Raw genomic sequence first — 20,552 nt, forward strand, 5'->3', positions numbered from 1 at the left:
GGGGCGGGCCGCCCCCCCGCCGCCGGCGCTCATCCTGCTCGTCGCGGTGATCGGGTATCCGCTGCTCACCATCGTGCTGCGCAGCCTGTCGGAACCTGAGTGGGGGCTGCAGAACTATGCCTGGTTCTTCGGCGCGCCGGTCAACCTGACAGTGCTGCAGCGGACTTTCGTCATTTCGGCCTGGGTGACGCTGGTCTGCGTCATCGCGGCCTATCCCTATGCCTATCTGATGACCGCGGTCGGGCCGCGCGTCCGGCTGGTGCTTGTGCTTTGCGTGCTGATCCCGTTCTGGGTGAGTGGTGTGGTGCGAACGCTGTCATGGGTGATCCTGCTGCAGGATTCGGGCGTCATCAATTCGTTGCTGCGCTCGGTCGGGTTCGGCGGCGTCAAGCTGATCCGCACCCAGACCGGCGTGGTCATCGGCATGGCGCAGGTGCTGTTGCCGTTCATGATCCTGCCGCTCTATTCCGTGATGCAAGGCATCGACCTCAGGCTGATGCGTGCGGCGCAAAGCCTCGGTGCGCGGCCGTCGCGCGCGTTCTTCACCGTCTATCTGCCGCTGTCGCTGCCCGGCGTCTATGCCGGCGCGATCATCGTCTTCATCCTGTCGCTCGGCTTCTACATCACGCCTGCTTTGCTCGGCGGCCCGCGCTCGACCATGCTGTCGACGCTGGTGCAGACGCAGGTGCTGAGCCTGCTGCAATGGGGCAGGGGCGGCGCCATGGGCGTCGTTCTGCTGGTCACCACCTTCGTGCTGCTGGCGCTGGCAGCACCCGTGATGCGGTCCAGGCATCGGGAAGCGGGGCGGCGCTAATGGAGATGAAGCCGCTCACCCGCGTTCTTCTCGGGCTCGTCTGCCTGCTGGTGGCGATATGGCTGGTGGCGCCGACGCTGGTCGTGGTGCCGATGTCGTTCAACGAAAACAAATCGCTGGCGTTTCCGCCGCAAGGCTTTTCCTGGCAGTGGTACCAGAATTTCGCCACCAATCCGGACTGGTCGAACAGCTTCCTGAACTCGCTGAAAGTCGCCTCCATCGTTGCCGTCCTGGCAACGGTGCTCGGCACGCTTGCCGCCTTCGGCCTCTACCGCATGAAGGCGCGGCCGGCGAACCTTTTGCGTATGCTGATGCTGACGCCGATGGTGGTGCCGGGCGTGGTGCTGGCGATCGGCATCTATGCCGTCTATCTCGACACGCAGCTCGTCGGCACGCTGCTCGGCTTCGTGCTGGCCCACACCATCCTTGCGCTGCCCTTCGTGCTGATCGCGGTCTCGGCCAGTCTCGAAGTGTTCGACCGCCGGCTGGAGACAGCCGCCGCGAGCCTGGGCGCCGGCGCACTGACCACGTTTCGCACGGTGACGCTGCCGCTGATCGCGCCGGGCGTGCTCTCAGGCCTGCTGTTCGCTTTCGCCACCTCGTTCGACGAGATTGTCGTGTCGCTGTTCATCACGAACCCCTATCTCAAGACATTGCCGGTGCAGATTTTTGCCTCGATCACGCGCGACGCCGATCCGACGGTGGCGGCTGTCGGCACGATCCTGCTTTTCGCGACCACGATCCTGATCGGCGGCGGCATGCTCCTTCTTGGCCGCGAGCGGAAAGGACGCCAATGAATCCGAAGCCGACAAGCAAGGGCGCGGCGATCGATCTCGAAGCGATCAGCAAGGCCTATGGCGGCTTCAAGGCGCTGGACGGCGTGTCGCTGCGCATCGAGCCCGGCGAGTTCATGACGCTGCTCGGCCCCAGCGGCTCGGGCAAGACGACGACGCTCAACGTGATTGCCGGTTTCACCGATGTCACCAGCGGCAAGCTTCTGGTCGGGGAAAAAAGCGTCGTCGGCGTGCCGGCGCACAAGCGCAACATCGGCGTCGTCTTCCAGCATTACGCGCTGTTCCCGCATATGAGCGTCGGCCGCAACGTCGCCTATCCGCTGACGCTTCGCGGCGTCGACCAGGCGACGAGGCAGACACGCGTGGCAAGGGCGCTCGACATGGTCAAGATGGGCGATTTCGCGCATCGCTATCCCAGCGAATTGTCGGGCGGCCAGCAGCAGCGCGTGGCGTTGGCACGCGCCATCGTCTTCGACCCGCCGCTGCTCCTGATGGACGAGCCGCTCGGCGCGCTCGACAAGAAGCTGCGCGAATGGCTTCAGCTCGAGATCAAGCGCATCCATCGCGAACTCGGCACCACCTTCGTCTATGTCACGCACGATCAGGAAGAGGCGCTGGTGCTGTCGGACCGCATCGCCGTGTTCAACCGCGGGCGCATCGAGCAGGTCGGCACCGGCCGCCAGCTCTATGACGAGCCGGCAACGCTGTTCGTCGGCCGCTTCATCGGCGATTCCACCGTGCTGCGCGGCAAGGCGCGCAGCGATGGCAACAGCACCGCGCTGAGCATCGCCGGCGAGACGGTGACGGTACCGCGTAAGCTGTCGGGAGAAGCCAGTCCGGTGATGCTGCTGCGTCCCGAAAAGCTCGCGATCCGAAGAGCCGGCCAAAGTGCTGCCAATGGCGCCAACCGCCTGTCGGGGACGATCGCGGAAGCCATCTATCTCGGCTCGGAATCGAAATACGAAGTTAAGCTCGCCGACGGCTCGGCCGCGATCGTGCGCTCACCACTGACCGGCGAGAGTTTTGGCCTCGGCGACAAGGTCGAGCTCTGCTTCGACGGCAGCGATGCCAAGCTGCTCGCGGACGACGCAAGCGCCGACACCACACTCACCTGATTCCATCTGGCCTGATCCCATCTGGCCTGATCCCATCTGAAAGTCATTCCATGCAAGCCAAGCGCAACGGCGACATATCGTTCTGGTATGCGGATCTGGGGGCGGTTCCCGTTCCGCGCCCGTCCTTGCCTGGAAACATCGAGGCCGATGTCGCCATTGTCGGCGCCGGCTATACCGGCCTGTGGACCGCCTACTATCTGAAAAAGGCGAAGCCATCGCTGCGCGTCGTGATCGTCGAGCGCGAATTTGCCGGCTTCGGCGCTTCGGGGCGCAATGGCGGCTGGCTGTCGGGCGGCTTCAGCTGGTCGCGCGAAAAATATCTCAAGACATCGAGCCGCCAAGGCGTGATGGCGATGCAGGCGGCGATGGCAGGCTGCGTTGATGAAGTGATCCGGGTCGCGACCGAGGAAGGCATCGACGCCGACATTCGCCGCGTCGACAATCTGACGGTGGCCACCAACGCAGCGCAGTTGGAGCGCGTGCGCGAAGAATGCGAGACGATCCGTTCCTGGGATGTCGACCCGAACCGCGTCGAGATGCTGGACGCCGCCTCAACGCGCACGCGCATCAACATCCGTAACGTCATGGGCGGCTTCGTCGTCCATGGCCAGGCGCGGGTGCAGCCGGCCAAGCTGGTGCGCGGGCTTGCCGATGCCGTCGAGCGGCTGGGCGTGCCGATCTATGAGAAGACGACGGTGACAAGCATCGCCAAGGGCAGCGTGACGACAGACCGCGGTACGGTGCAGGCGGAGACGATCATCCGCGCGACCGAGGGTTTTACATCAGGCATCCCCGGCGAGGAGCGGACCTGGCTGGCGCTCAACAGCGCGCAGATCGTGACTGAGCCGCTGCCTGCCGACCTGTGGCGCGACATCGGTTGGGAAGGGCACGAACTGCTCGGCAATGCGGCGCATGCCTATTGCTATGCCCAGCGCACGCGTGAGGGACGCATCACGATGGGCGGACGCGGCGTGCCTTATCGCTACGGCTCGCGCACCGACGTCAACGGCCAGACGCAGCAGGCCACGATCGACCAGCTGCACACGATCCTGACGACGCTCTTGCCGCAGACCAAGGGATGCCGCATCGATCAAGCCTGGTGCGGCGTGCTCGGCGTGCCGCGCGACTGGTGCACCACGGTCGGCCTCGATCCCGCGACCCGCATCGGCTGGGCCGGCGGCTATGTCGGCCTCGGCGTGTCCAGCTCCAACCTTTCGGGGCGCACGCTGGCTGACCTTGTTCTCGGGGCAAACACCGAGCTGACGAAGCTGCCCTGGGTCAACCGCAAGGTCAGGCCATGGGAACCGGAGCCCTTCCGCTGGCTGGGCGTGCATTCGATGTACCAGCTTTATCGCATTGCCGATGGCCGCGAGGCGGCAGGGCTTGCGCGCACCTCGAAGCTGGCCGCGTTGGCCGACAGCATCACCGGCCACTAAAGCCATTTGTTCTCACGCAATTCCGGGGCAGACCCCTTTCCTGGAATTGCTCTTATCCATGGAGCTAGACTTGATCGATCTTTCGACCTTCCACGATCTCGCCAAGGCCGAGATCGGCGCGTTCTCTCCTAAGCCAAGCTCGATTGAAGGCGATCAGGTCGAGGCCGTGCGCTCGTTCTTTCAATCGCCTGACGGGACTGTCGATGTCGGCATCTGGGAATGCACGCCCGGCCGCTTCACCGCCGATCGTTCGGACTCGTCGGAGATCTGCCACATCATTTCGGGGCGCGTGGAACTGAGCCGCATCGATGGCGAGGTGCGGGAACTCGGTCCGGGCGATCTCCTCGTCCTGCCGCAGGGCTGGAAGGGCGAGTGGCTGATACGCGAGACCACGCGCAAGCTCTACATGATCCAGAGCGCCGGCTGACCGGCGCTACGGCTATGGCGAGCTCAGTGATCGATCGGCCCCTTCGGCGAGACCAGCGCGGTGCCGGCGGTCGTCGGGCGCTCGATCAGGCGGCGCACGCGCGGCGGTTCGTCGCCGCTGTGCAGCGCCCGCACCCGCTCGCCGACGACGGCGTCGGCATGGGTGGCGCGCCGGTTGTGGCGGATGTATTCCAGCCAGGTTGGCGTGTGGTAGTGTTCGATCCAGACTGCGGGATTTTCTAGGTCCCGAGCCAGCGTCCAGTTGCGGGCGCCGTCGCGGCGGCGGATGCGCCCGCGCTCGGCCATGGTGGCGAGGAATTCGGGTACATCTTCGTCGCGGATAATGTACTCTATCATGATGGCGATGGGGCCGCTGCGCGGCTTCAGGTCGAGGCCGAGATGCGGCTCCTTGAAGCGGTTGAGCGGGTCGAGGTTGAGAGTCGTCTGCTGCGGCAGCGGCAGGAACAGGCCGATGGCGCCGCCAACAAGCATCGCGATGGCCGCCGCAATCAGCGCGGTTTCGGCGCCATGCGCATCGGCAACGACGCCCCAGATCCAGCTGCCCAGCGCAATGCCGCCGAAGGTCGCCGTCTGGTAGACCGACAGCACCCGGCCGACGACCCAGCGCGGCGTCGACATCTGCACCGTGACGTTGAAATGCGACAGCGCGATCACCCAGCAGGCGCCGCCGATGAGCAAACCCGCCGCAGTCTGCCAGGCATTGAGGCTGATGGCGGCATTGAAGGCGCAGACGGCAAAGCCGGCGAAGGCCATCCGCACCATCGTCTCGCTGGACAGCAATTGTCTGAGACGCACGCTTATCAGCGCGCCGCCGACGGCGCCGATGCCGAAGGCGCCGAGCATGATGCCGTAGGTCAAGGCATCGCCCTTGACGACGTCGCGCGCCACCAGCGGCAGCAGCGCCAAAACCGCGCCGGCGCTGAAGCCGAAGGCGGAGCCCCTGACCAGCACCTTGCCGATGTTGGGCGACATGGCGACATAGCGCAGGCCGGCGCCCATGGCGGCGCCCAGCGTCTCGCGCGGCAGCGTCGAGACCGGCAGCTCCGGCTTCCAGCGGAAGAGCACGATGATGAGACCTATATAGCTCAGCGCATTGGCGGCGAACGCAGCAGCCGCACCAGCGGCGGCAACGATGATGCCGCCGATCGCCGGGCCGACGCTGCGTGTCAGGTTGAAGCCCAGTGAATTGAGTGCAACCGCGGCCGGCAGCTTGTTGCGCGGCACCATGTCGCCGACCGATGCCTGCCAGGACGGGTTGTTGAGCGCCGTGCCGCTGTCGATTAGGAAGGTGAAGGCAAGCAGCGTCCACGGCGTCATCCAGCCGTTCCAGGTGAACAGCGTTAGAAGTGCAGAGACGACCAGCATGAAGATTTGGGCGATCAGCATCACCTTGCGCCGGTTGAAGCTGTCGGCGATGGCGCCGGCGACGAGTGCAAACAGCATGATCGGCAGAGTGGCCGAGGCCTGGACCAGCGCCACCTGATAGGGCGACGTGGCGATGGTGGTCATCATCCAGGCGGCGCCGACGCCCTGGATCAGGCCACCGAAATTCGACACCAGGCTGGCCGACCAGACGGCGCGGAAGATGCCGTGCCGGAACGGCGCCAGCGCCGAAACGCGTTCGCTGTCCGGCTCGTCATCGATCATCAGACCTGTCCCACCTTAACGTGCTGGTTTCGTCCGCGGGGACGACAATCATGGCATCCGTTTGAAATAGAGCACGACATCCAAAAGGGCGAACGCGTCTTCGAAAAAGATCATGGTCCAACAACAGGATAGCAAGGCGAAAATACGTCAGCCGGGAATGGTCCGCTACCCAGAGCGATGTTCTCATTGGTCCACTGCGCGGGGCTGTCGGCCGCGCGCGAAGTCAGCTTCTGTCCCGGGCAGCGGTATGCAAGGCTTCGGTCAGCGTGCCTGTCGTCTCGCCGCCGGCGTGAAGGCGCAGGAAAAGCTCCATGCCGACAAGCCGCAGCCTGGACGGTTGCTCGCGCCGCGCCAACTGGACCATGTCCTCCAAATTCGCGGCGGGCCATTTCAAGGCATCGCGCAGGAAACCGCCGCGTAGCAAAGTCTCCGTGCCGGCCGAAAATTGCGACGACATCTCGAAGCCGATCTTGCGCGCCTGGACGTTCTGGCGCGGAATATGCTTTTCAGCGACCTTTCGCAAAAGCCATTTTCCTGTTTTGTCGCGGTATTTCTGCCGCCTCGGCAAATGGATGGCGAAGTCGATCAGGCGGTTTTCCAGGAACGGGACCCGCAGTTCCACGGACGCCGCCATGCTCAGCCGGTCGTGCCGGTGCAGTATGTCCTGCAGATGCGAATAGAGGTCGTAGAGGCAACTACCGAGAAAGGCGCGATCCGCGGGCGGCATAACCGGCTCCAGGCGGTCGAAGATCTCGGTTTGCAGAAAATTCAGCTCCGGCGACAAAGCACGCAGGACCATGCTGCGATCCATTTGTGAGTGGCTTCCAGCCGAGACCTTGTAGGGGGCATGACGCTGTTGCTCGAATCTCCGGTCGAGCGAGCGCTTCGAATGGACCAGGCGCCGGGGCCACGACCAGGAACGCCACTTCTTCATGCTCAAGGCCTGCAAGGGGTAGCCGCCAAACAATTCGTCTGCGCCTTCGCCGGTGAGCAGCACCTTGACGCCATCGGCCCGGCATCGTTCGGCAAGCGCCAGCAGTGCGACATGGCTGGCGTGCCAGCCATCGCTTTCAAGATGCCAGATTACCCTTGGCCAAAGTTCGAAAAACCGGTTCCTGTCGACCGGCACCCGGCGCAAGGGCACGCCGACATGGCGGCCGGTGCGTTCGGCGTCTTCGGCCTCGCTGTTGCCGAGCTGCGGGTCGACGACATAACCGTGGACTTCCGGCCTGAACCGCTTTGCCAGCGCCGTTATCAGGCCGGAATCGACACCGCTGCTGCAGGCGGTGGCAACGCTGGTATCGGCGATGCAGTGAAGTCCGACGCTGTCCTTGAGCAACGCCTCGAGCGTCGCCATGTGTTCAGCATCAGAGGATACGTCACCGGTAATGCGCGCGGTCTCCAGCACGTCCAGCACATGCCAAAAGCGGCGCTTCTCGATACCCTGGTCGGTGATCTTCCACAGGCCGGCGGGCGGCAGGCGCTCGATGCGGTCGAACAGGCTGTAGCTGGAATCGCGGCTCTGCCAGGCAAGCCGCAAGGTGATCTCGCGGCTTTCGATGTCGCGCGGAAAACCGTCGCAGGCGAGGATCGCCTTGTCCTCCGAAGCGAACAGGATTCGCTCCGGCGTGTCGGCCACCGACATCGGCTTGATTCCAAGACGGTCACGCGCAAGCCACAGCGCACTGCTGCGAGCGTCGAAATAGGCGAAGGAAAACATCCCGTCGAACAGCGGCACGGCTTTTTCGGGACCCCAGTGATGCAAGGCTTCGAGAACCACTTCGGCATCGCAGATGGTTCGAAAGACGACGCCTTGCGCCTGCAGCGTTTCGCGCAGCGAGCGGTAATTGTAGACCTCGCCATTGTAGACGAGAACGCCATCGCCGGAAGAAGTCAGCATCGGCTCACGGGCGGCGGGCGAGGGATCGATGATGGTCAGTCGGCGGTGGCCGAGGGCCAGCCGATTGTTGTGCCAGCTGTCATGATCGTCGGGGCCGCGATGTACCAGCGCCTGCATCATGCTGGCGACATCCGACAGGTCGTTGGCGTCGATCGGGTTTCGTTTGCGCCAGACGCCGGCTATTCCGCACATGGCCTGCCGGTGAGTTCTGCCTGAGTCATGGCCTGCAATCTAGCCGGAACACAGCCGCCTGCAAGCGCTGCCTAGAACCCGTTTTCAATGCGCTCGAAGATGACGTTGGTGAAGGCCGAGATCTGGCTGCCGATGAACGGACCGGTCAGCGCCACGACCAGCATGATGGCGACGATCTTGGGCACGAAGGTCAGGGTGATTTCCTGGATCTGGGTCAGGGCCTGGATCAGGGCAATGCCGATGCCGACCACCATGGCGACCAGCACCACCGGCGCGGAAGCAACAAGCACCGTCCATACCGCGTACTGGACGATGTCGAGTGCGTCGGCCTCGTTCATGTGAGCGCGCCTCTATGGAACTGTCTAGCTGGCCGGCTTTATCGAAACGCCCGCGCCGACCGGCACTTCGGTGCCGTTCTGCAGCACGGCGATCACGCCGTTGCTTGCAAGCTTGACCGAGGCCACGACGCCGGTCGTCTTGCCGTCGGCCGAGGTGATCGAGCGGCCGATCAAGGAATCGGCCTGCGACAGCGCCGAGGACTGCATGATCTGGTCGAGCTTGGTGTTGGTCTGCACCGATTGCTCTACCTGCGAGAAGGTGGCGAGCTGGGCGACATACTGTGTCGAATCCATCGGTTTCGTCGGATCCTGGTTCTTCATCTCGGCAATCAACAGCTTCAGGAACGACTGGTAGTCGACCGCTGTCTTCGACGTCTGCTGGGTGCCCTGGTTGGCGCCCGTGGGGATCGTCGTCGTCATGTCCACATTCATCAGAATCGTGCCCCCACGGCCAGCGGGCGCTTCGCACCCAGAACATCGTCATTGCCGCCAAGTGCGCGGCGTTCGAGCGGATAAAGCGCGCGGATAGCCTTCAGCGCTTCATAGATATGGTCTTCGCCGACCATGCGGTCGATCTGCTTCAGCGCGCCACTGATCTGCTCATCCTCGAAGCTTGCCAAAAGCAAGGGCAGCGAGCGGCGGAACATGGCGCGCGCCTCGATGGCGCCGGCCGGGTTCATCAGCATCACCTGCAGGATGAAATAGAGCTGCTTGAGCGGCGTCGAGGCATCGTCGGCCTGGATGACATGGTTCTCGAGCAGGAACTGTACGTCGTTCATCAGCTCGACGGTGACCTTGCGGTCGACGCGGATGACGGCGCCGTTGATGTAGATCTTCTCGTTCGGCTTCAGCGATATCTTCAGCGTGTTGGTCATTGAATGCCGTCCCGGATGATCTGGGACACTTCGATCAGCCCTTCGAAATTGTCGGTGCGGCCCTGGCGGATGTCCTCGGCCTCGCGCAGCAGCCACAGGCCGATGGAGATGAGGTTGGCGCGCAGTTCCTTGGGCAGGACATTGTCGCTGGAACCGAGATCCTCGACGAAGGTGGTCCAGACCCGGTTGGTGAAGTGCAGCGCTTCGACCGCTTCCATCGAGGTGTGGCCGACCGCCGCCGCCGCCGCCAGCATTTCGATCGAGCGGGTCAAAAGCTGCCGCTCGCGATCTTTCGCATCGGCAACGGAGTCGGTCTGGATGTCGGCGTAGGAGAATTGGTACATCGTTTGGCTCTACCGTTGCGGTTGAGATTGTCAGGTCAGGTAGTTCAGCAGGCTCATCTGCTGCAGGCGCGCGGTCAGCGCAAAGGACGTCTCGATATGCTGCGTCAGATCCGCGACGCGGGTGGCTGCCTCGGCGGGGTCGACGCCTTCCAGATCGAGGATATGGCGCTCGAACAGGTCGACCTGCGTCTTCATGCGGTCGCTGGCGTCGGAAACACGCTTCTCGGCAAGGCCGGTCTCGGCCTGCAACTGGCCGAGTCCGCCCAGCGCCTCGCCGACCATCGCCTGGGCGCGACCGACGACGGTGGTCTTCGCCGCCTGGCTGATGTTGCCGGAGAGCAGGCCGGTGACCAGGGCGGAAGCCATGGCGAGCTTGCGGATGCTGTCTTCATTGGCGCTGGCCGAGGTCTGGGTGGTTTCGCCCAGCGAAATGCGGCTGACGATCTGCTGGTCGGTGGCGTTCGACCAGTTGGCCTGCCAGCCGGCGCCCATGAACTGCGGCACGACATTGCTGGTGATGAAGCCGTCCATCTGGGCGGCGGTGATGTTGGCGGCGAGCGGATCGGTCTGCGTGAAGCCGAAATACGACGAGAAGGAAGCGTCGAACGCCGCCTTGGCCGGCGAGCCGGCGGCGGTGAAATCGTCGATCGGCTTGACGTCGGTGTTGGTGCCGGCAAACAGATATTCGCCGTTGACGCTGGCATTGAGGATAGAGGTCATCTGCTGCACGGCGGCCTTGCCGGCTTGCTGCGTGATGGTGCTCGAGGAATTGCCGGCGGCGGTCAGTGCGGTCAGCAAATTCTGCGCAGTGTCGGAAAGCTGGCCAAGCGCAGCCTGCGTCGAGGACAGCCGCGCGGTGACCAGCGAATTGGAATCGATGATGACGTTCAACCGGTCGAGGTCGCGCGAGAAGGTGACCGCCTGCGAGGTGCGCGCGCCGAGCGCCAGACCGACATCGGCGACGGTGCCGGTCGTCGATTCCTTGGTGGCTTTGACCAGTTCGCCCTGCATGCGCATCTGCTGATAGCGCGCGGCGTTGGAGAGAGCGGCTGAGGAGACGGATGTGGCTTTCATGGCTTATCCCACGGCATCGAGCAGGGCCGACAGCATGTCGTCGACGGTTTTCATCATGCGCGCCGAGGCCTGATAGGTGTGTTCGAGGTCGAGCAGCAGCGACATCTCCTGGTCGACATTGACGCCGGTGTCGTTGGACAGCGCCTCGGCGGTGCGCGATGCCAGCGCTTCCTTGGCGTCGGCGTTGCTCGAGGCCTGCTGGCGCTGGCCTTCGAACCAGCCAATGGCATTGGCGGCGTAGTCGGACACGCTGGACGTGACGGTGATGCCGGCCGCAGCGTCGAAAGGCATCGGCTTGTCGAGCTTGTCGCCATAGCCGATCAAGAGCTGCGAATAGGAGGCGTTGCCGGCAGTGTTGGCGATATAGGCCGCACCATTGGCGCCGCCGTCGCGCAGCAGCACCGGATTGCCGCCGACGCTCGAGTCCATTGCGGCGTTGACCTTGATCGAGCCGGCAAGCCCGTCGATCAGCGTGCCGGCGGCCGGAATGGCGGGCGCACCCGACCAGGTGAACAGGCCGGTTCGGTCGGGCTGCGAAGGTGCTGTTTCGGCAAAGGCGGTGATGAGGCCGCGCGCCACTTCGTCGAGCTGGCTCTGCATCGTCGCCGCGACGCCGTCGCGCAAGGTGATGAGCCCGGCGAGCTTGCCGTCGGCGCTGGTGTTGCCGCCAGCCCCGGCGCTGACCGGCACATTGTCGATGTAGATGGTGTTGCCTGGTGTGCCGGCCGTGTAGCCCGCCGACGGGGTGAAACTTACCGAGCGCGGAATGGTCTCGAACAGTGTCGTGCCATCCTTGGTGGTGATGACCATGTCGTTGTCGCCACGCGTGAAGGTCGACACCGGCACATAGTCCGCGATCTTCTTCAGCAAAGCGTCGCGCTGGTCGAGCGCGTCGGATGCGTCGGTACCCGAACGGGTTGCGGAGATGACCGCCTTGTTGGCGTCCTGGAACTGACTAAGCAGCGAGTTGAGATCGTTAACCGCCGTTGATATCTCGCCATCGGCCTGGGTGCGGAAATCCTGGATCGCGTTGGTGCCGTCGTTCAGAGCGCGCACCACCTGCTGGGCCGCGTCGATGACGCTGGAGCCGAGGTTCTGGTTCGATGGCGTAGCGGCGTAAAGCTGCAGCGCGTTCTGCAGCTTGCCGATCGCGGTCGAGGCAGAGGAGGCGTTGTCGACGCCGTTGACTGCAACGGCGAGGCGGTCAATTCCGCTGTAAAGCGTGCTCTGGCCGCTCCATGCCGATTGCGCGCTAAGGTTCTGGCGAAACAGCAGGGCGTTGGTGGCGCGCTGGATCTCGACCGAGCGGGCGCCGGGCGCGCTGCTGACGACGACCGCCGTGCGGCGGGCATAGTCGGGGTTGCTGGCGTCGGCAATATTGCGGGAAAGGACGCTGGTCTGCTTCGATGTGGTCTGAAGCGACTGTTGGGCTATGGTCAATGCGGAAGTCAGCGACATGCGGGTCTTTCACGAGGCCAGTGGGGAGGGGATGACGTCTCTGCCCTGTCGGCGGCGTCGGCGTTCGGAAACCTGCAATTCCAGACCACCCCGGCCGGTTTGCCGGTGTGGCCTTGAATTCGAAATCCGCGCACCGCGCTGCTCTGGTTTGGGTTCATTCCCCTGGCGCCCGTCGTTTATCTCTTCAGGTTGACAAGGACATCCATGAGGTCGGAACCGGTCTGGAACACTTTCGAGTTAGCGGTGTAGCTGCGCTGCGCCGCGATCATGTTGGTCAATTCCTCGGCGATATCGACGTTGGAATTTTCCAACGCGCCGGAGATGATGCTGCCGAGCTTGCCTTCATTGGCGAAGCCGATGCGCACGGTGCCGGAGTCGGTGGACTGCGCATAGACATTGCCAGGCAGTGCGGTGAGGTTGTCGGCGCTCTGGACGTCGGCCAGTGGGATCTTGAACAGCGGCTTGGTCGAGCCGTCCTGATACTGGGCGTAAATGACTCCGTCCTCGCCGATCTGGATCTTTTCGATCGTGCTGGGCGCGTTGCCGTTGACCTTGGCTTCGGAGACCGTGAAGCCGGTGCCGAGCTGAGTCAGCTTGGACAAATCGAGGTCGAGCGACGCACCGCCCGGTACGGGGATCGTTATGCTGTCGACCGCGCCGGTTAGCTTGCCGGTGGTGGTGTCGAAGGTCAGGTTGGCCGTGGCCAGCGCGCCGCCCGTATAGGGGAAGGATGTGCCCGGCGTCGCCTGGGACTGGTCGAACACAGAGACCGACCAGGCGCCGGTGCCGGTGTTGGTGAAATAGACGTCGAGCAGCTTCTTGTTGCCGAGATTGTCGTAGGTGACCATCGAGGACTTCGACGTGTATTCGGCGGTCGGGCTGTTGGTGGAAGGCAGCGGACCGGCGGGCGGCGTGGCGCCAGCCGGCAGATTGGCGTTGAAATTGCCTGTGGTGCTGGGCGTCGCCGTCATTTCCTGGTCGGAGATCTGGACCGGAACCAGCCCTTCGAAGCCGTTGGCGGTGGCTGCCGGCGTGCCGTTGGCGTAGCTGTATGCCATCAACTGGTAGCCGGCGGCGTTGACCAGCCTGCCCTGAGCGTCGGGAACGAATGCGCCGGCGCGGGTGAGGAAAGGCGTTCCGCTGGGGTCCTGGACGACGAAGAAACCGTTGCCGTTGACCGCGAGGTCGGAAACCGAGGTCGTGTACTGCAGCACGCCCTGAGCGCTGATGGCCGAGCGGATGGTGGTGTTGACGCCGCCGGAATTATAGGCGCCGCCGACCTGCGGCATGATCAGCGTCGAAAACTCGGCCGAGGATCGCTTGTAGCCGGTGGTGTCGGAATTGGCGATGTTGTCGGCTGTCGCCGAAAGGCGGTTGGCCTGGGCGTTCATGCCGGAAACGCCGGTCCGCATCATTCCGTAAAGGCTCATCGAACGTCTCCTCAATGCCCAACATCGTTGGGCCCATCTGTGGTCGCGAGGATATAATTTCTGTCTTGCGCGAGGCTGGCGCAGACCGCCATCAGAACACCAGCCGGTAGCCAAGGAAGCGCTTGGAATCTATCGGGTCCTGGCCGAGCTTTTCGCGCAGCTTCTTGCGCAATTTGGAGATGTGGCTCTCGACGACGTTCTCCTCGACCTCTTCGTCGAAGATGCCGTAGATGGCGTTGAAGACCTGGGTCTTGGTGACGCGGCGTCCGCGGTTGCTCGCCAGATATTCGAGGATGCGGCGCTCGCGACGCGGCAGAGGCAACGGCTGGCCATCGATCTCGGGATCGCGGCCGTCCATGAAGATGCGCATGGCGCCGATCTCGGTATAGCTGACGTCCTCATGGGCGCGGCGGCGGATGGCGGTGATGCGGGCCAGGATCTCCCGGATATGGACCGGCTTGCGGATGACGTCGTCGACACCGCTCTCGAACAGCCGCAGCGTATTTTCAAGCGAGTGCTGTTCGCTGAGCGCGATAACCGGAGCGCCGGTGCGGTCGCGGATCTGGCGTGGCGAGATGGCGCCTTCGCGGCAGTCGCCGATGAGGAAGGCTCGGACCGATCGCAAATCCGTGTCGGCGGCCGATGTCACCCACTCGCCGAATTCACCGGACGCGAAGCCTGCACAGGCGACGCCCTCACGATCGAAAAGTGAATTATAGCCTTCAGTTACGAGCTCACGCTCGTCAACGATTACAATCATCGGCCCCGCCTCCGAATCAGATCATCTGCCCCGTGGGAAGAGCCGTAACCGGTGCCGGGAATCCTGAACAACCATCATTTCTTGTAGCTATTTTCTTGGGAGTTATTTCGAGTTTCGAAATAACCGCAATCAGGAGGTTGTATCGTTGGTTGCCGAACGGGTGACGTGGCACGTCACCCGCCGGGCGTGGATTTGCAGCCGTTCGCAAGAGCTGATTCACCTAAGGGTTGCAAAAGTTGCGGGCATTCGGGGTCCATTTGCCGAAGCCGGTGGCGACCATATTGGCGATGACGCGGCAGACATAGAATTTCTGCGCGGGATCATTGTCGGGGCCGGCGTGGTAGCGGGCGACGGCCATCGACCAGCTGACATGACGCGCATGCAGGCTGGCCAGGAAGCGTGCGGCATAGTCGACATTCTGGCGCGGGTCGAGCATGTCGTCGACGCTGCGGAAATGCGCGGCGTGATAGTGATGGTTGATCTGCATGCAGCCGAGATCAATGAGTGTCTTGCCGTCGCGCCGGGCTGCTTCGAAGGTGGCCAGGGCCTCGGTGCGGTTCCTTGGAAATACCGCTTTCCCCTCTATATTCAACGCATTAGGTTGCAAGCTACCCTTCTTGCCGGTCTCGGTCAGCCCGACCGCATAGAGGATGCCGGCGGGCACGCCATAGCGGTCGGCGGCACGCAAAATCTCGGGCTCGCAAGGGTTGGTGGCGGCGGTGGCCGGCTTGGTGGCGAGGCTAGATAAACATATCGTCGCCAGCGCGCTCGCCAGCAGGCGCGCCAGCGCGGCCGAATTCCTGGGCATCGTCATTGCGGTTTCTTCCCGACTGCTGGCCGCCCGAACCCGTATTGTTGCCGCTCGAGTTTCCGGGCTGAAAAGCGGACTGGTCGCGGCCTTGCGGCATTGGATGCGAGTTCGCTGCATCGCTGCGGGCCGCTGCGTGGATCGCTATCGAGGGTTGCAGGATGGTGACCTTGTCGATATCGAAGCCGAGCCCGCGCAACGACTTCACGATGGCGTCGCTGTCGGTGGCGAGACGGCGGTAAGCCTCATGGGTTTCGGGCTTCAATTCTATCGAAAGTTGTTCTCCGGAAAGCCTGAGACTGGCGGTGACCATGCCGAGCTCTGCCGGGTGAAGCTCGATCTTCAATATATGTGTCGGAACGGCAACAGAACCGGCCGTCTGGGCGGTCGTCGACGGCGTCGAAACCGCTTGCCGCAGGCCGTTATCCGAAGCCAGCGCGTCGATAAGCGCCGAGGTCGTCTGGTTCATCGGGCTTTGCGCCGGGGCCGGGAAACTCTGCTCGGCGACAATGTCGACGCGCGCAGCGGATAGCGCCTGTTTCCCCGGTGTGGACGATGCCGCGGAACGGGCTCCATCGACGGCCTTCGCCGACGGCGCGGACCGTTTTGCCTCGGGTGCCGAAACGTCGCTTGCCGTCTGGTCCGCCGGTAGAGGAGGCGTCGGACGATCCTGATGCGGCAGTTTGCCGGACTGGAGCCCGATCGCGGGCAGCTTTTGCCTCTGATCCCGTGCTGATACGCTGGTACCGGTCTTGGCCCGTTCGGATCGCGTCGTCGTGTCGAGTCTGTCGTCAATGCCGGAAGCTGCGCGGTGTCTCTTCAGAGGCGACGTCTGTGCAGAAATGGCCTCGCCAGCGGGCGCCGGTTGCCCAGTCTGTCCATTCGTCGCGATGCCGTTCCCGCTTGTCCGGACCGTTGAGAAATGCCTGATATCGTGCAGCGCCAGCACCAATGGCAAATGATCCTGCAGCGGTCCTGCATCCGCGTCTCGTCCGGCCACTTCAGCGTCGTTGGATGGTTTGTCCGGGCCACTATCGGCATGTTCTTTTGCGGCCTTGCCGGCAGCGGATTTCGTCCCCGTTTTGCCAGACTGGGTGTGTGGGATTTCGCTTTTGCCGGGACCGGCAGGGCTGCGTTTGGCCCAATGCAGCTCGTGCGACGCGGCCTCAATTGCTCCCTGGCCTATCGGTGTCGGCGCATCGTCGTCGCCGCGCACCATGTCGCCGAAGCTTTTGTCGCCACCTTTGGCGTTTGAGGCCGACTGCTTCGATCCGGCGTGCGCGGGAGCCGGCAGGGCCTGGCCAACATTGGTGGTCATTTCGGGGCTGCTCCAAGCATCTGGTCGATCAAATCGAGCTGGTGACGCGTCCTCGCCATGGCGGCGTCGGTGGGATCGGTAGGCTCTACTGCGGCGGGGGCCGGCACCGATGCCGGCACGACCGGAGCCGCATCGCTGGCCGAGGCGACTGCAGGCGTTTCCGCCGCCTTTGCCTCTGGCGTGCTCGGTGCCTGCGCGGCCGGCTCACTTGCCGCCTTCGGTTGGTCGGTTGCGGGCTGTTCACTCGACGTTGTGGCGGCTGGCTGTTCCGGCATCGCGCCTTCGACCGGCGGCAGCTCTGGCTCGTCGGGTCTTTCCACGGCAGCGGTCTTGACCGGCTCCTGCCTGGCCGCGGCAGGTGCGGGCTTTTCGGCAGGCAGCGGCGCCGGCGGGGCGATGACTTCACCCGCCACCGCCTGCGCGGCATCGAGCAGGTCGCGGTCGCTTTGCGAAAGCTGGTTGCGATCGATCTTGTCCAGCTTGGCGCGGACCTCGCCGATGGTGCCGGACGTTACCGTGGACAGGCTGGAATAGAGCTGGGCGCGCGGATCGTCCTGATTGTGGATGCCGTCGCGGCCCCGTTCAGCCCTGGCCGAGGCAAAGGCGGAGAGATCGGCAAAGCCGTCGATCGCGGCGCGGCGGGCGATGCGCAGATAGATCACCTTCTCGCGTTCTGGATCCATCATTGCGGTGATGTCGGCGAGCTTGTCCTGGCTGATCGCCATGTGCAGCGTGATGACGCCGGAGACGAAGGCGTCGGCGAACTGGCTGGCATAGGGCGAATAGAGGTAGTCTTCGACATATTGGGTTGAGGCAAGCGCGAAACGCGCACCGTCGCCTTGCGCGGCGGCGATGCCGACCGAGCGGCGCAGCGCTGCTTCCTCGACCAGCGTGCCGGGGCTGAGCAGGCGAGCATCATCGAGCAGCGCAAGCGCGCTGACCGGTTGCTCGGTGGCGAGAAGCGAGCCCTTGACCAGCGCCAGAAAGGCACCGACATCGGCGGGCAGGGTCATCGGATCGATCGGCTTCAGCGCCTCGATCGCAGCCGCCTGCCGGCCGTTCAGATAATCGACAATGCCCTTGGCGATGGTCAGGCTTTGCGGGTCGGTCTTGGCGCGCGACACCGCCGCCTCGACGGTGACGGGGTTGCCGCCACTCATGCCATAGACCAGCAAGGCGCGAAAATTCTTCGGGTCGCTGAAATCATCTGCGTCCGCCGCGCGCAGCCTTGTGTCGGCCATTTCGAGCAGCTTGGCCTGCATCGGCAGCGCGGCGTGATCGCCGGCGGCGATGCGGTCCTGCACAAGCTGCAGCGAGCGCACCAGCTGATAGGGCTGCAAGCCGTCCTCGGCGAAGGCCGATGGCGGATGGACAGCGCTCAGCAGCAGCAGCCCGACGGCGCGGCCGATGATGGCGGCGCGCCTCATCCGTCGGTCGCCATCAGGATTTCGATGCGGCGGTTCGCGGCCGCCATCGGGTCGGCTGCGATTTTCGGCTCGCGATCGGCGAAGCCGGCGACCTCGGTGATGCGGCGCTCGTCGACGCCGCCGCGCACCAGCATGTAATAGGCGGAATGGGCGCGCGCCGTGGACAGCCGCCAATTGTCGTAAGTGTCGCTGCGGAACGGCCGCGCGTCGGTGTGGCCGTTGATGCTGATCGTGCCTTTCTGCTCGTTGACGATGCGGCCGATCTTTTCCATCGCCAGCACCAGTTCACGCCTAGGCACCGCCGATCCGATCTCGAACATGCCGAAATCGAACTGGTCCGTGATCGAAATGACGACACCCTTGTCGGTGGCTTCGACGGAGACGCCATTATGCAATTTGTCGCCTGGCTTGAAGGCCTCGGCCAGTTCCTGCTTGACCTGCGCCGCGGCTCTAACAGTGGCGGCCGTCGGCGCTTTTTCCGCGGCTTCGGGTTTGGGTGCGGGTTGTGCTTCGGCGGCTTCGGCCTTTGCAATTTCGGCCTTCGCTGCTTCAGCCTTGGCCTCTGCTTTGGCTTCAGCCTTGGTCAGCGGCTTATCGGAAACGGATTTCGCCAGCGGCTCGAGCGGCGCCGCGGCCACTGGCGGCGCGGCCGGCACGGCCTTCACCTCCGCCACTTGCGTCTGTGCCGCCTTGTCACCCGGCTTCAGCGGATCGCCTTCGATCTTGGTGCGTTCGGCGGTGGCTTCGGCGCCTGGTGCAGCCACCTGCTGCGACCAGAAATCCGGCGCGAACGGGTCGCGGTAGGATTGGCCACCGGATGCGCCGGTAGCCGGGCCGGACGCCTGCGCGCCGCCATCGCCCTTCTCGCTGACATTTTGCATGACGCCGGTGTCGGTGGCGATTTCCGACAGCACCGCATAGGGATCGGCAAACAGATGCTCGTCGGAAAGATCGGTCTTCGGCGCCGGTTCCTTCGATTGCTTCTTGTCCGAGGTGCCGGCGCCGCCGATGCCGTCCTGTCCGGCCTTGCTGGTCTTGTCCCGCGGGTCGTCCGCCGTCAGCCCGACCTTGCTCGGGCCATCGCCGAGGTCTTCGAGGCCCTTGCGGCTGGCGTTGCGATCGACCAGCTTGACCGGATTGAAGTAGCTGGCAACGGCCGCCTTGGTCTGCTCGTTAGCGGCGTTGATCAGCCACATGACGAGGAAGAAGCACATCATGGCGGTCATGAAATCGGCAAAGGCAATCTTCCAGACGCCGCCATGGTGGGCGTCGTCGTGGTCGTCGTGATTGCGCCGCACGATGATGATCTCGTGCCTGGCGTCTGCGGCCTCGACAACGCTCATGACGTCCACTCGTTCATAATAGGGCCCCCGCTCATGACAGGGCCTCCGACAAGGCGGCCGACCATTCGGCAATGCGGGTTTCGAACACCGCCTCGTCAATGGCGACGGTAAGGTCGAAGCCGGGCGCCTCGATGAAATCGAGATTGGCCGCGCGTGGGCCGAGCGAAGCCTTCAGCGTCTCGAACAATGACAGCGGTCCGCGCACGGCGATGCGCACCGCCTCGCTGTCGCCGACGGCTTCGCGGATCGTGCCGGCAAGGGCTCCCAGCGAACGCTTCTGCAGATCGTCGCTGACAAGGCCGCCAATGATGCGCGCAATGGTGGCGCCGACGAGGTCGCTGACCTTGGCCTCCATGATCTCGATACGGGCAGTGACGACCGCGCCGAGATCGCCGCCGAAACTTTCCAGAAAGGCCTTTGCTTCATCGGCGTTGGCTTGGCTCTGCGCCTCGAGCGCTGCCTGGTGGGCGATGGCAAGGCGGGCTTCAAGGGCGGCTTCGGCATCGATGACCGCTTCGGCGATCAGCGCGCCGATGTCGGCCTGCGGCGCCGACGTCTCCGGCCTTGGCTCGGCCATGGCCGCGAGCGAGGGCTGGCCGGCACGCTGGCTGCGTGCGCCGAAATCCGGCAAAAGGTCGAAAAGCGCTGCCGAGGCCATGGTCTATACCGCTGCTTCCTGGGCCGCCCATTTGCGCAGGATCTGCGCGGTGCGCTCCTCATTGATGTCGACCATGCGGGCAAGCCGCTCCTGCGGCGCCGGCCTGATCTTCTGGCGAAGATCATCGAGTGGAGTCGGGCCGGGGCGGCTGCCGGGCAAGGCAGCCGGCGCCGGTTCGGCGCTGGCGGCTTCGGGTGTCGGCAGTGAACGCTGGACGTCGTCGAAGCTCGGACCGGCAAGTGCCGGCGTCGGGGCCCCCCCGCCCCCCCGCGGCCCAAGGGCGCAGGCCGCCAAACCCGCCCCGCCCCCCCCCCCCCCCAAACCCCCCCGCCCGGTAGTAGGGCACGGCGGGGGGGGAGAGGAGCCGCCGAAAT

Annotated in this window: 21 protein-coding genes and 1 pseudogene; 6 read left to right on the forward strand and 16 right to left on the reverse strand. The window is 64.3% G+C overall.

Translation table 11 applies throughout. From position 1 onward, the window contains the following. Positions 1-31: 31 nt before the first annotated feature. From NKH35_RS11485 to NKH35_RS11505, 5 genes are read left to right on the forward strand one after another with little or no spacing between them, the layout of a single operon-like run. Positions 32-814 (forward strand): ABC transporter permease, encoded by a 783-nt coding sequence (locus NKH35_RS11485; RefSeq protein WP_352914578.1) that lies wholly within the window; start codon positions 32-34, stop codon positions 812-814. Continuing rightward, on the forward strand, positions 814-1,611 hold the full coding sequence (locus NKH35_RS11490) for an ABC transporter permease (RefSeq protein WP_352914548.1): 798 nt from the start codon (positions 814-816) through the stop codon (positions 1,609-1,611). Before NKH35_RS11485 ends, NKH35_RS11490 begins: the two co-directional genes overlap by 1 nt. Continuing rightward, a complete protein-coding gene (locus tag NKH35_RS11495) occupies positions 1,608-2,723 on the forward strand; it encodes an ABC transporter ATP-binding protein (RefSeq protein ID WP_023686365.1) in 1,116 nt (371 codons plus the stop codon). Before NKH35_RS11490 ends, NKH35_RS11495 begins: the two co-directional genes overlap by 4 nt. A gap of 50 nt (positions 2,724-2,773) precedes the next feature. Then, positions 2,774-4,159 (forward strand): NAD(P)/FAD-dependent oxidoreductase, encoded by a 1,386-nt coding sequence (locus tag NKH35_RS11500; protein ID WP_352914551.1) that lies wholly within the window; start codon positions 2,774-2,776, stop codon positions 4,157-4,159. A gap of 58 nt (positions 4,160-4,217) precedes the next feature. Beyond that, positions 4,218-4,586: a cupin domain-containing protein gene (locus NKH35_RS11505; RefSeq protein WP_081725355.1), complete on the forward strand. Its 369-nt coding sequence runs from the start codon at positions 4,218-4,220 to the stop codon at positions 4,584-4,586. Between the two features lie 23 nt (positions 4,587-4,609). Here the strand turns inward: NKH35_RS11505 and NKH35_RS11510 are convergent, their stop codons facing one another. From NKH35_RS11510 to fliK, 12 genes are all read right to left on the reverse strand, one after another. Next, positions 4,610-6,253: an MFS transporter gene (locus NKH35_RS11510; protein ID WP_023671898.1), complete on the reverse strand. Its 1,644-nt coding sequence runs from the start codon at positions 6,251-6,253 to the stop codon at positions 4,610-4,612. Between the two features lie 223 nt (positions 6,254-6,476). Continuing rightward, positions 6,477-8,345, reverse strand: a complete 1,869-nt coding sequence (gene asnB / locus NKH35_RS11515) for an asparagine synthase (glutamine-hydrolyzing) (protein ID WP_352914554.1) — start codon at positions 8,343-8,345, stop codon at positions 6,477-6,479. 71 nt (positions 8,346-8,416) lie between these two features. Continuing rightward, positions 8,417-8,683, reverse strand: coding sequence for a flagellar biosynthesis protein FliQ (gene fliQ / locus NKH35_RS11520; RefSeq protein ID WP_023671896.1), 267 nt, complete (start codon positions 8,681-8,683; stop codon positions 8,417-8,419). Between the two features lie 24 nt (positions 8,684-8,707). Further along, the gene (gene flgD, locus NKH35_RS11525) at positions 8,708-9,115 is read right to left on the reverse strand and encodes a flagellar hook assembly protein FlgD (protein WP_352914557.1); all 408 of its coding nucleotides are present in this window, start codon (positions 9,113-9,115) and stop codon (positions 8,708-8,710) included. Then, complete coding sequence (gene flbT, locus NKH35_RS11530; RefSeq protein WP_352914560.1) at positions 9,115-9,558, reverse strand: flagellar biosynthesis repressor FlbT; 444 nt, start codon at positions 9,556-9,558, stop codon at positions 9,115-9,117. The genes flgD and flbT overlap by 1 nt, the downstream gene beginning before the upstream one ends. Then, positions 9,555-9,902 carry a flagellar biosynthesis regulator FlaF gene (flaF, locus tag NKH35_RS11535; RefSeq protein ID WP_023671893.1) on the reverse strand — a complete coding sequence of 116 codons (348 nt, stop codon included), beginning with the start codon at positions 9,900-9,902 and terminating at the stop codon, positions 9,555-9,557. The genes flbT and flaF overlap by 4 nt, the downstream gene beginning before the upstream one ends. 30 nt (positions 9,903-9,932) lie before the next feature. Then, positions 9,933-10,976: a flagellar hook-associated family protein gene (locus NKH35_RS11540; RefSeq protein ID WP_023683291.1), complete on the reverse strand. Its 1,044-nt coding sequence runs from the start codon at positions 10,974-10,976 to the stop codon at positions 9,933-9,935. 3 nt (positions 10,977-10,979) lie between these two features. Then, positions 10,980-12,434 carry a flagellar hook-associated protein FlgK gene (flgK, locus tag NKH35_RS11545; RefSeq protein ID WP_023686357.1) on the reverse strand — a complete coding sequence of 485 codons (1,455 nt, stop codon included), beginning with the start codon at positions 12,432-12,434 and terminating at the stop codon, positions 10,980-10,982. A 176-nt stretch (positions 12,435-12,610) separates the two neighbouring features. Beyond that, positions 12,611-13,864 carry a flagellar hook protein FlgE gene (locus NKH35_RS11550; RefSeq protein ID WP_023671890.1) on the reverse strand — a complete coding sequence of 418 codons (1,254 nt, stop codon included), beginning with the start codon at positions 13,862-13,864 and terminating at the stop codon, positions 12,611-12,613. 91 nt (positions 13,865-13,955) lie between these two features. Beyond that, positions 13,956-14,624, reverse strand: a complete 669-nt coding sequence (locus tag NKH35_RS11555; RefSeq protein ID WP_023683295.1) for a response regulator transcription factor — start codon at positions 14,622-14,624, stop codon at positions 13,956-13,958. 220 nt (positions 14,625-14,844) lie between these two features. Continuing rightward, positions 14,845-15,432 (reverse strand): transglycosylase SLT domain-containing protein, encoded by a 588-nt coding sequence (locus tag NKH35_RS11560; RefSeq protein WP_023755008.1) that lies wholly within the window; start codon positions 15,430-15,432, stop codon positions 14,845-14,847. Further along, positions 15,365-15,901 carry a flagellar hook-length control protein FliK gene (gene fliK / locus NKH35_RS11565; RefSeq protein WP_352914565.1) on the reverse strand — a complete coding sequence of 179 codons (537 nt, stop codon included), beginning with the start codon at positions 15,899-15,901 and terminating at the stop codon, positions 15,365-15,367. Before fliK ends, NKH35_RS11560 begins: the two co-directional genes overlap by 68 nt. 453 nt (positions 15,902-16,354) lie before the next feature. Here fliK and NKH35_RS11570 point away from each other — a divergent pair, with 453 nt between their 5' ends. Beyond that, positions 16,355-16,687 (forward strand): hypothetical protein, encoded by a 333-nt coding sequence (locus NKH35_RS11570; RefSeq protein ID WP_352914568.1) that lies wholly within the window; start codon positions 16,355-16,357, stop codon positions 16,685-16,687. Positions 16,688-16,746: 59 nt separating this feature from the next. Here NKH35_RS11570 and NKH35_RS11575 read toward each other — a convergent pair whose 3' ends face one another. The 4 genes and pseudogenes from NKH35_RS11575 to NKH35_RS11590 form a co-directional block, all read right to left on the reverse strand. Further along, positions 16,747-18,177, reverse strand: coding sequence for a MotC family chemotaxis protein (locus tag NKH35_RS11575; RefSeq protein WP_023733441.1), 1,431 nt, complete (start codon positions 18,175-18,177; stop codon positions 16,747-16,749). Further along, entirely contained in the window at positions 18,174-19,520 is a 1,347-nt protein-coding gene (locus NKH35_RS11580) for a MotB family protein (protein WP_023733440.1), read from the reverse strand. The genes NKH35_RS11575 and NKH35_RS11580 overlap by 4 nt, the downstream gene beginning before the upstream one ends. 31 nt (positions 19,521-19,551) lie before the next feature. Then, the gene (locus NKH35_RS11585; RefSeq protein WP_023733439.1) at positions 19,552-20,178 is read right to left on the reverse strand and encodes a hypothetical protein; all 627 of its coding nucleotides are present in this window, start codon (positions 20,176-20,178) and stop codon (positions 19,552-19,554) included. A gap of 3 nt (positions 20,179-20,181) precedes the next feature. Next, positions 20,182-20,473, reverse strand: a pseudogene (locus NKH35_RS11590) (flagellar basal-body MS-ring/collar protein FliF); the annotation flags it as partial. Between the last annotated feature and the right edge of the window lie 79 nt (positions 20,474-20,552).

Source organism: Mesorhizobium sp. M1143, assembly GCF_040318435.1.
Taxonomy (GTDB): Bacteria; Pseudomonadota; Alphaproteobacteria; order Rhizobiales; family Rhizobiaceae; genus Mesorhizobium.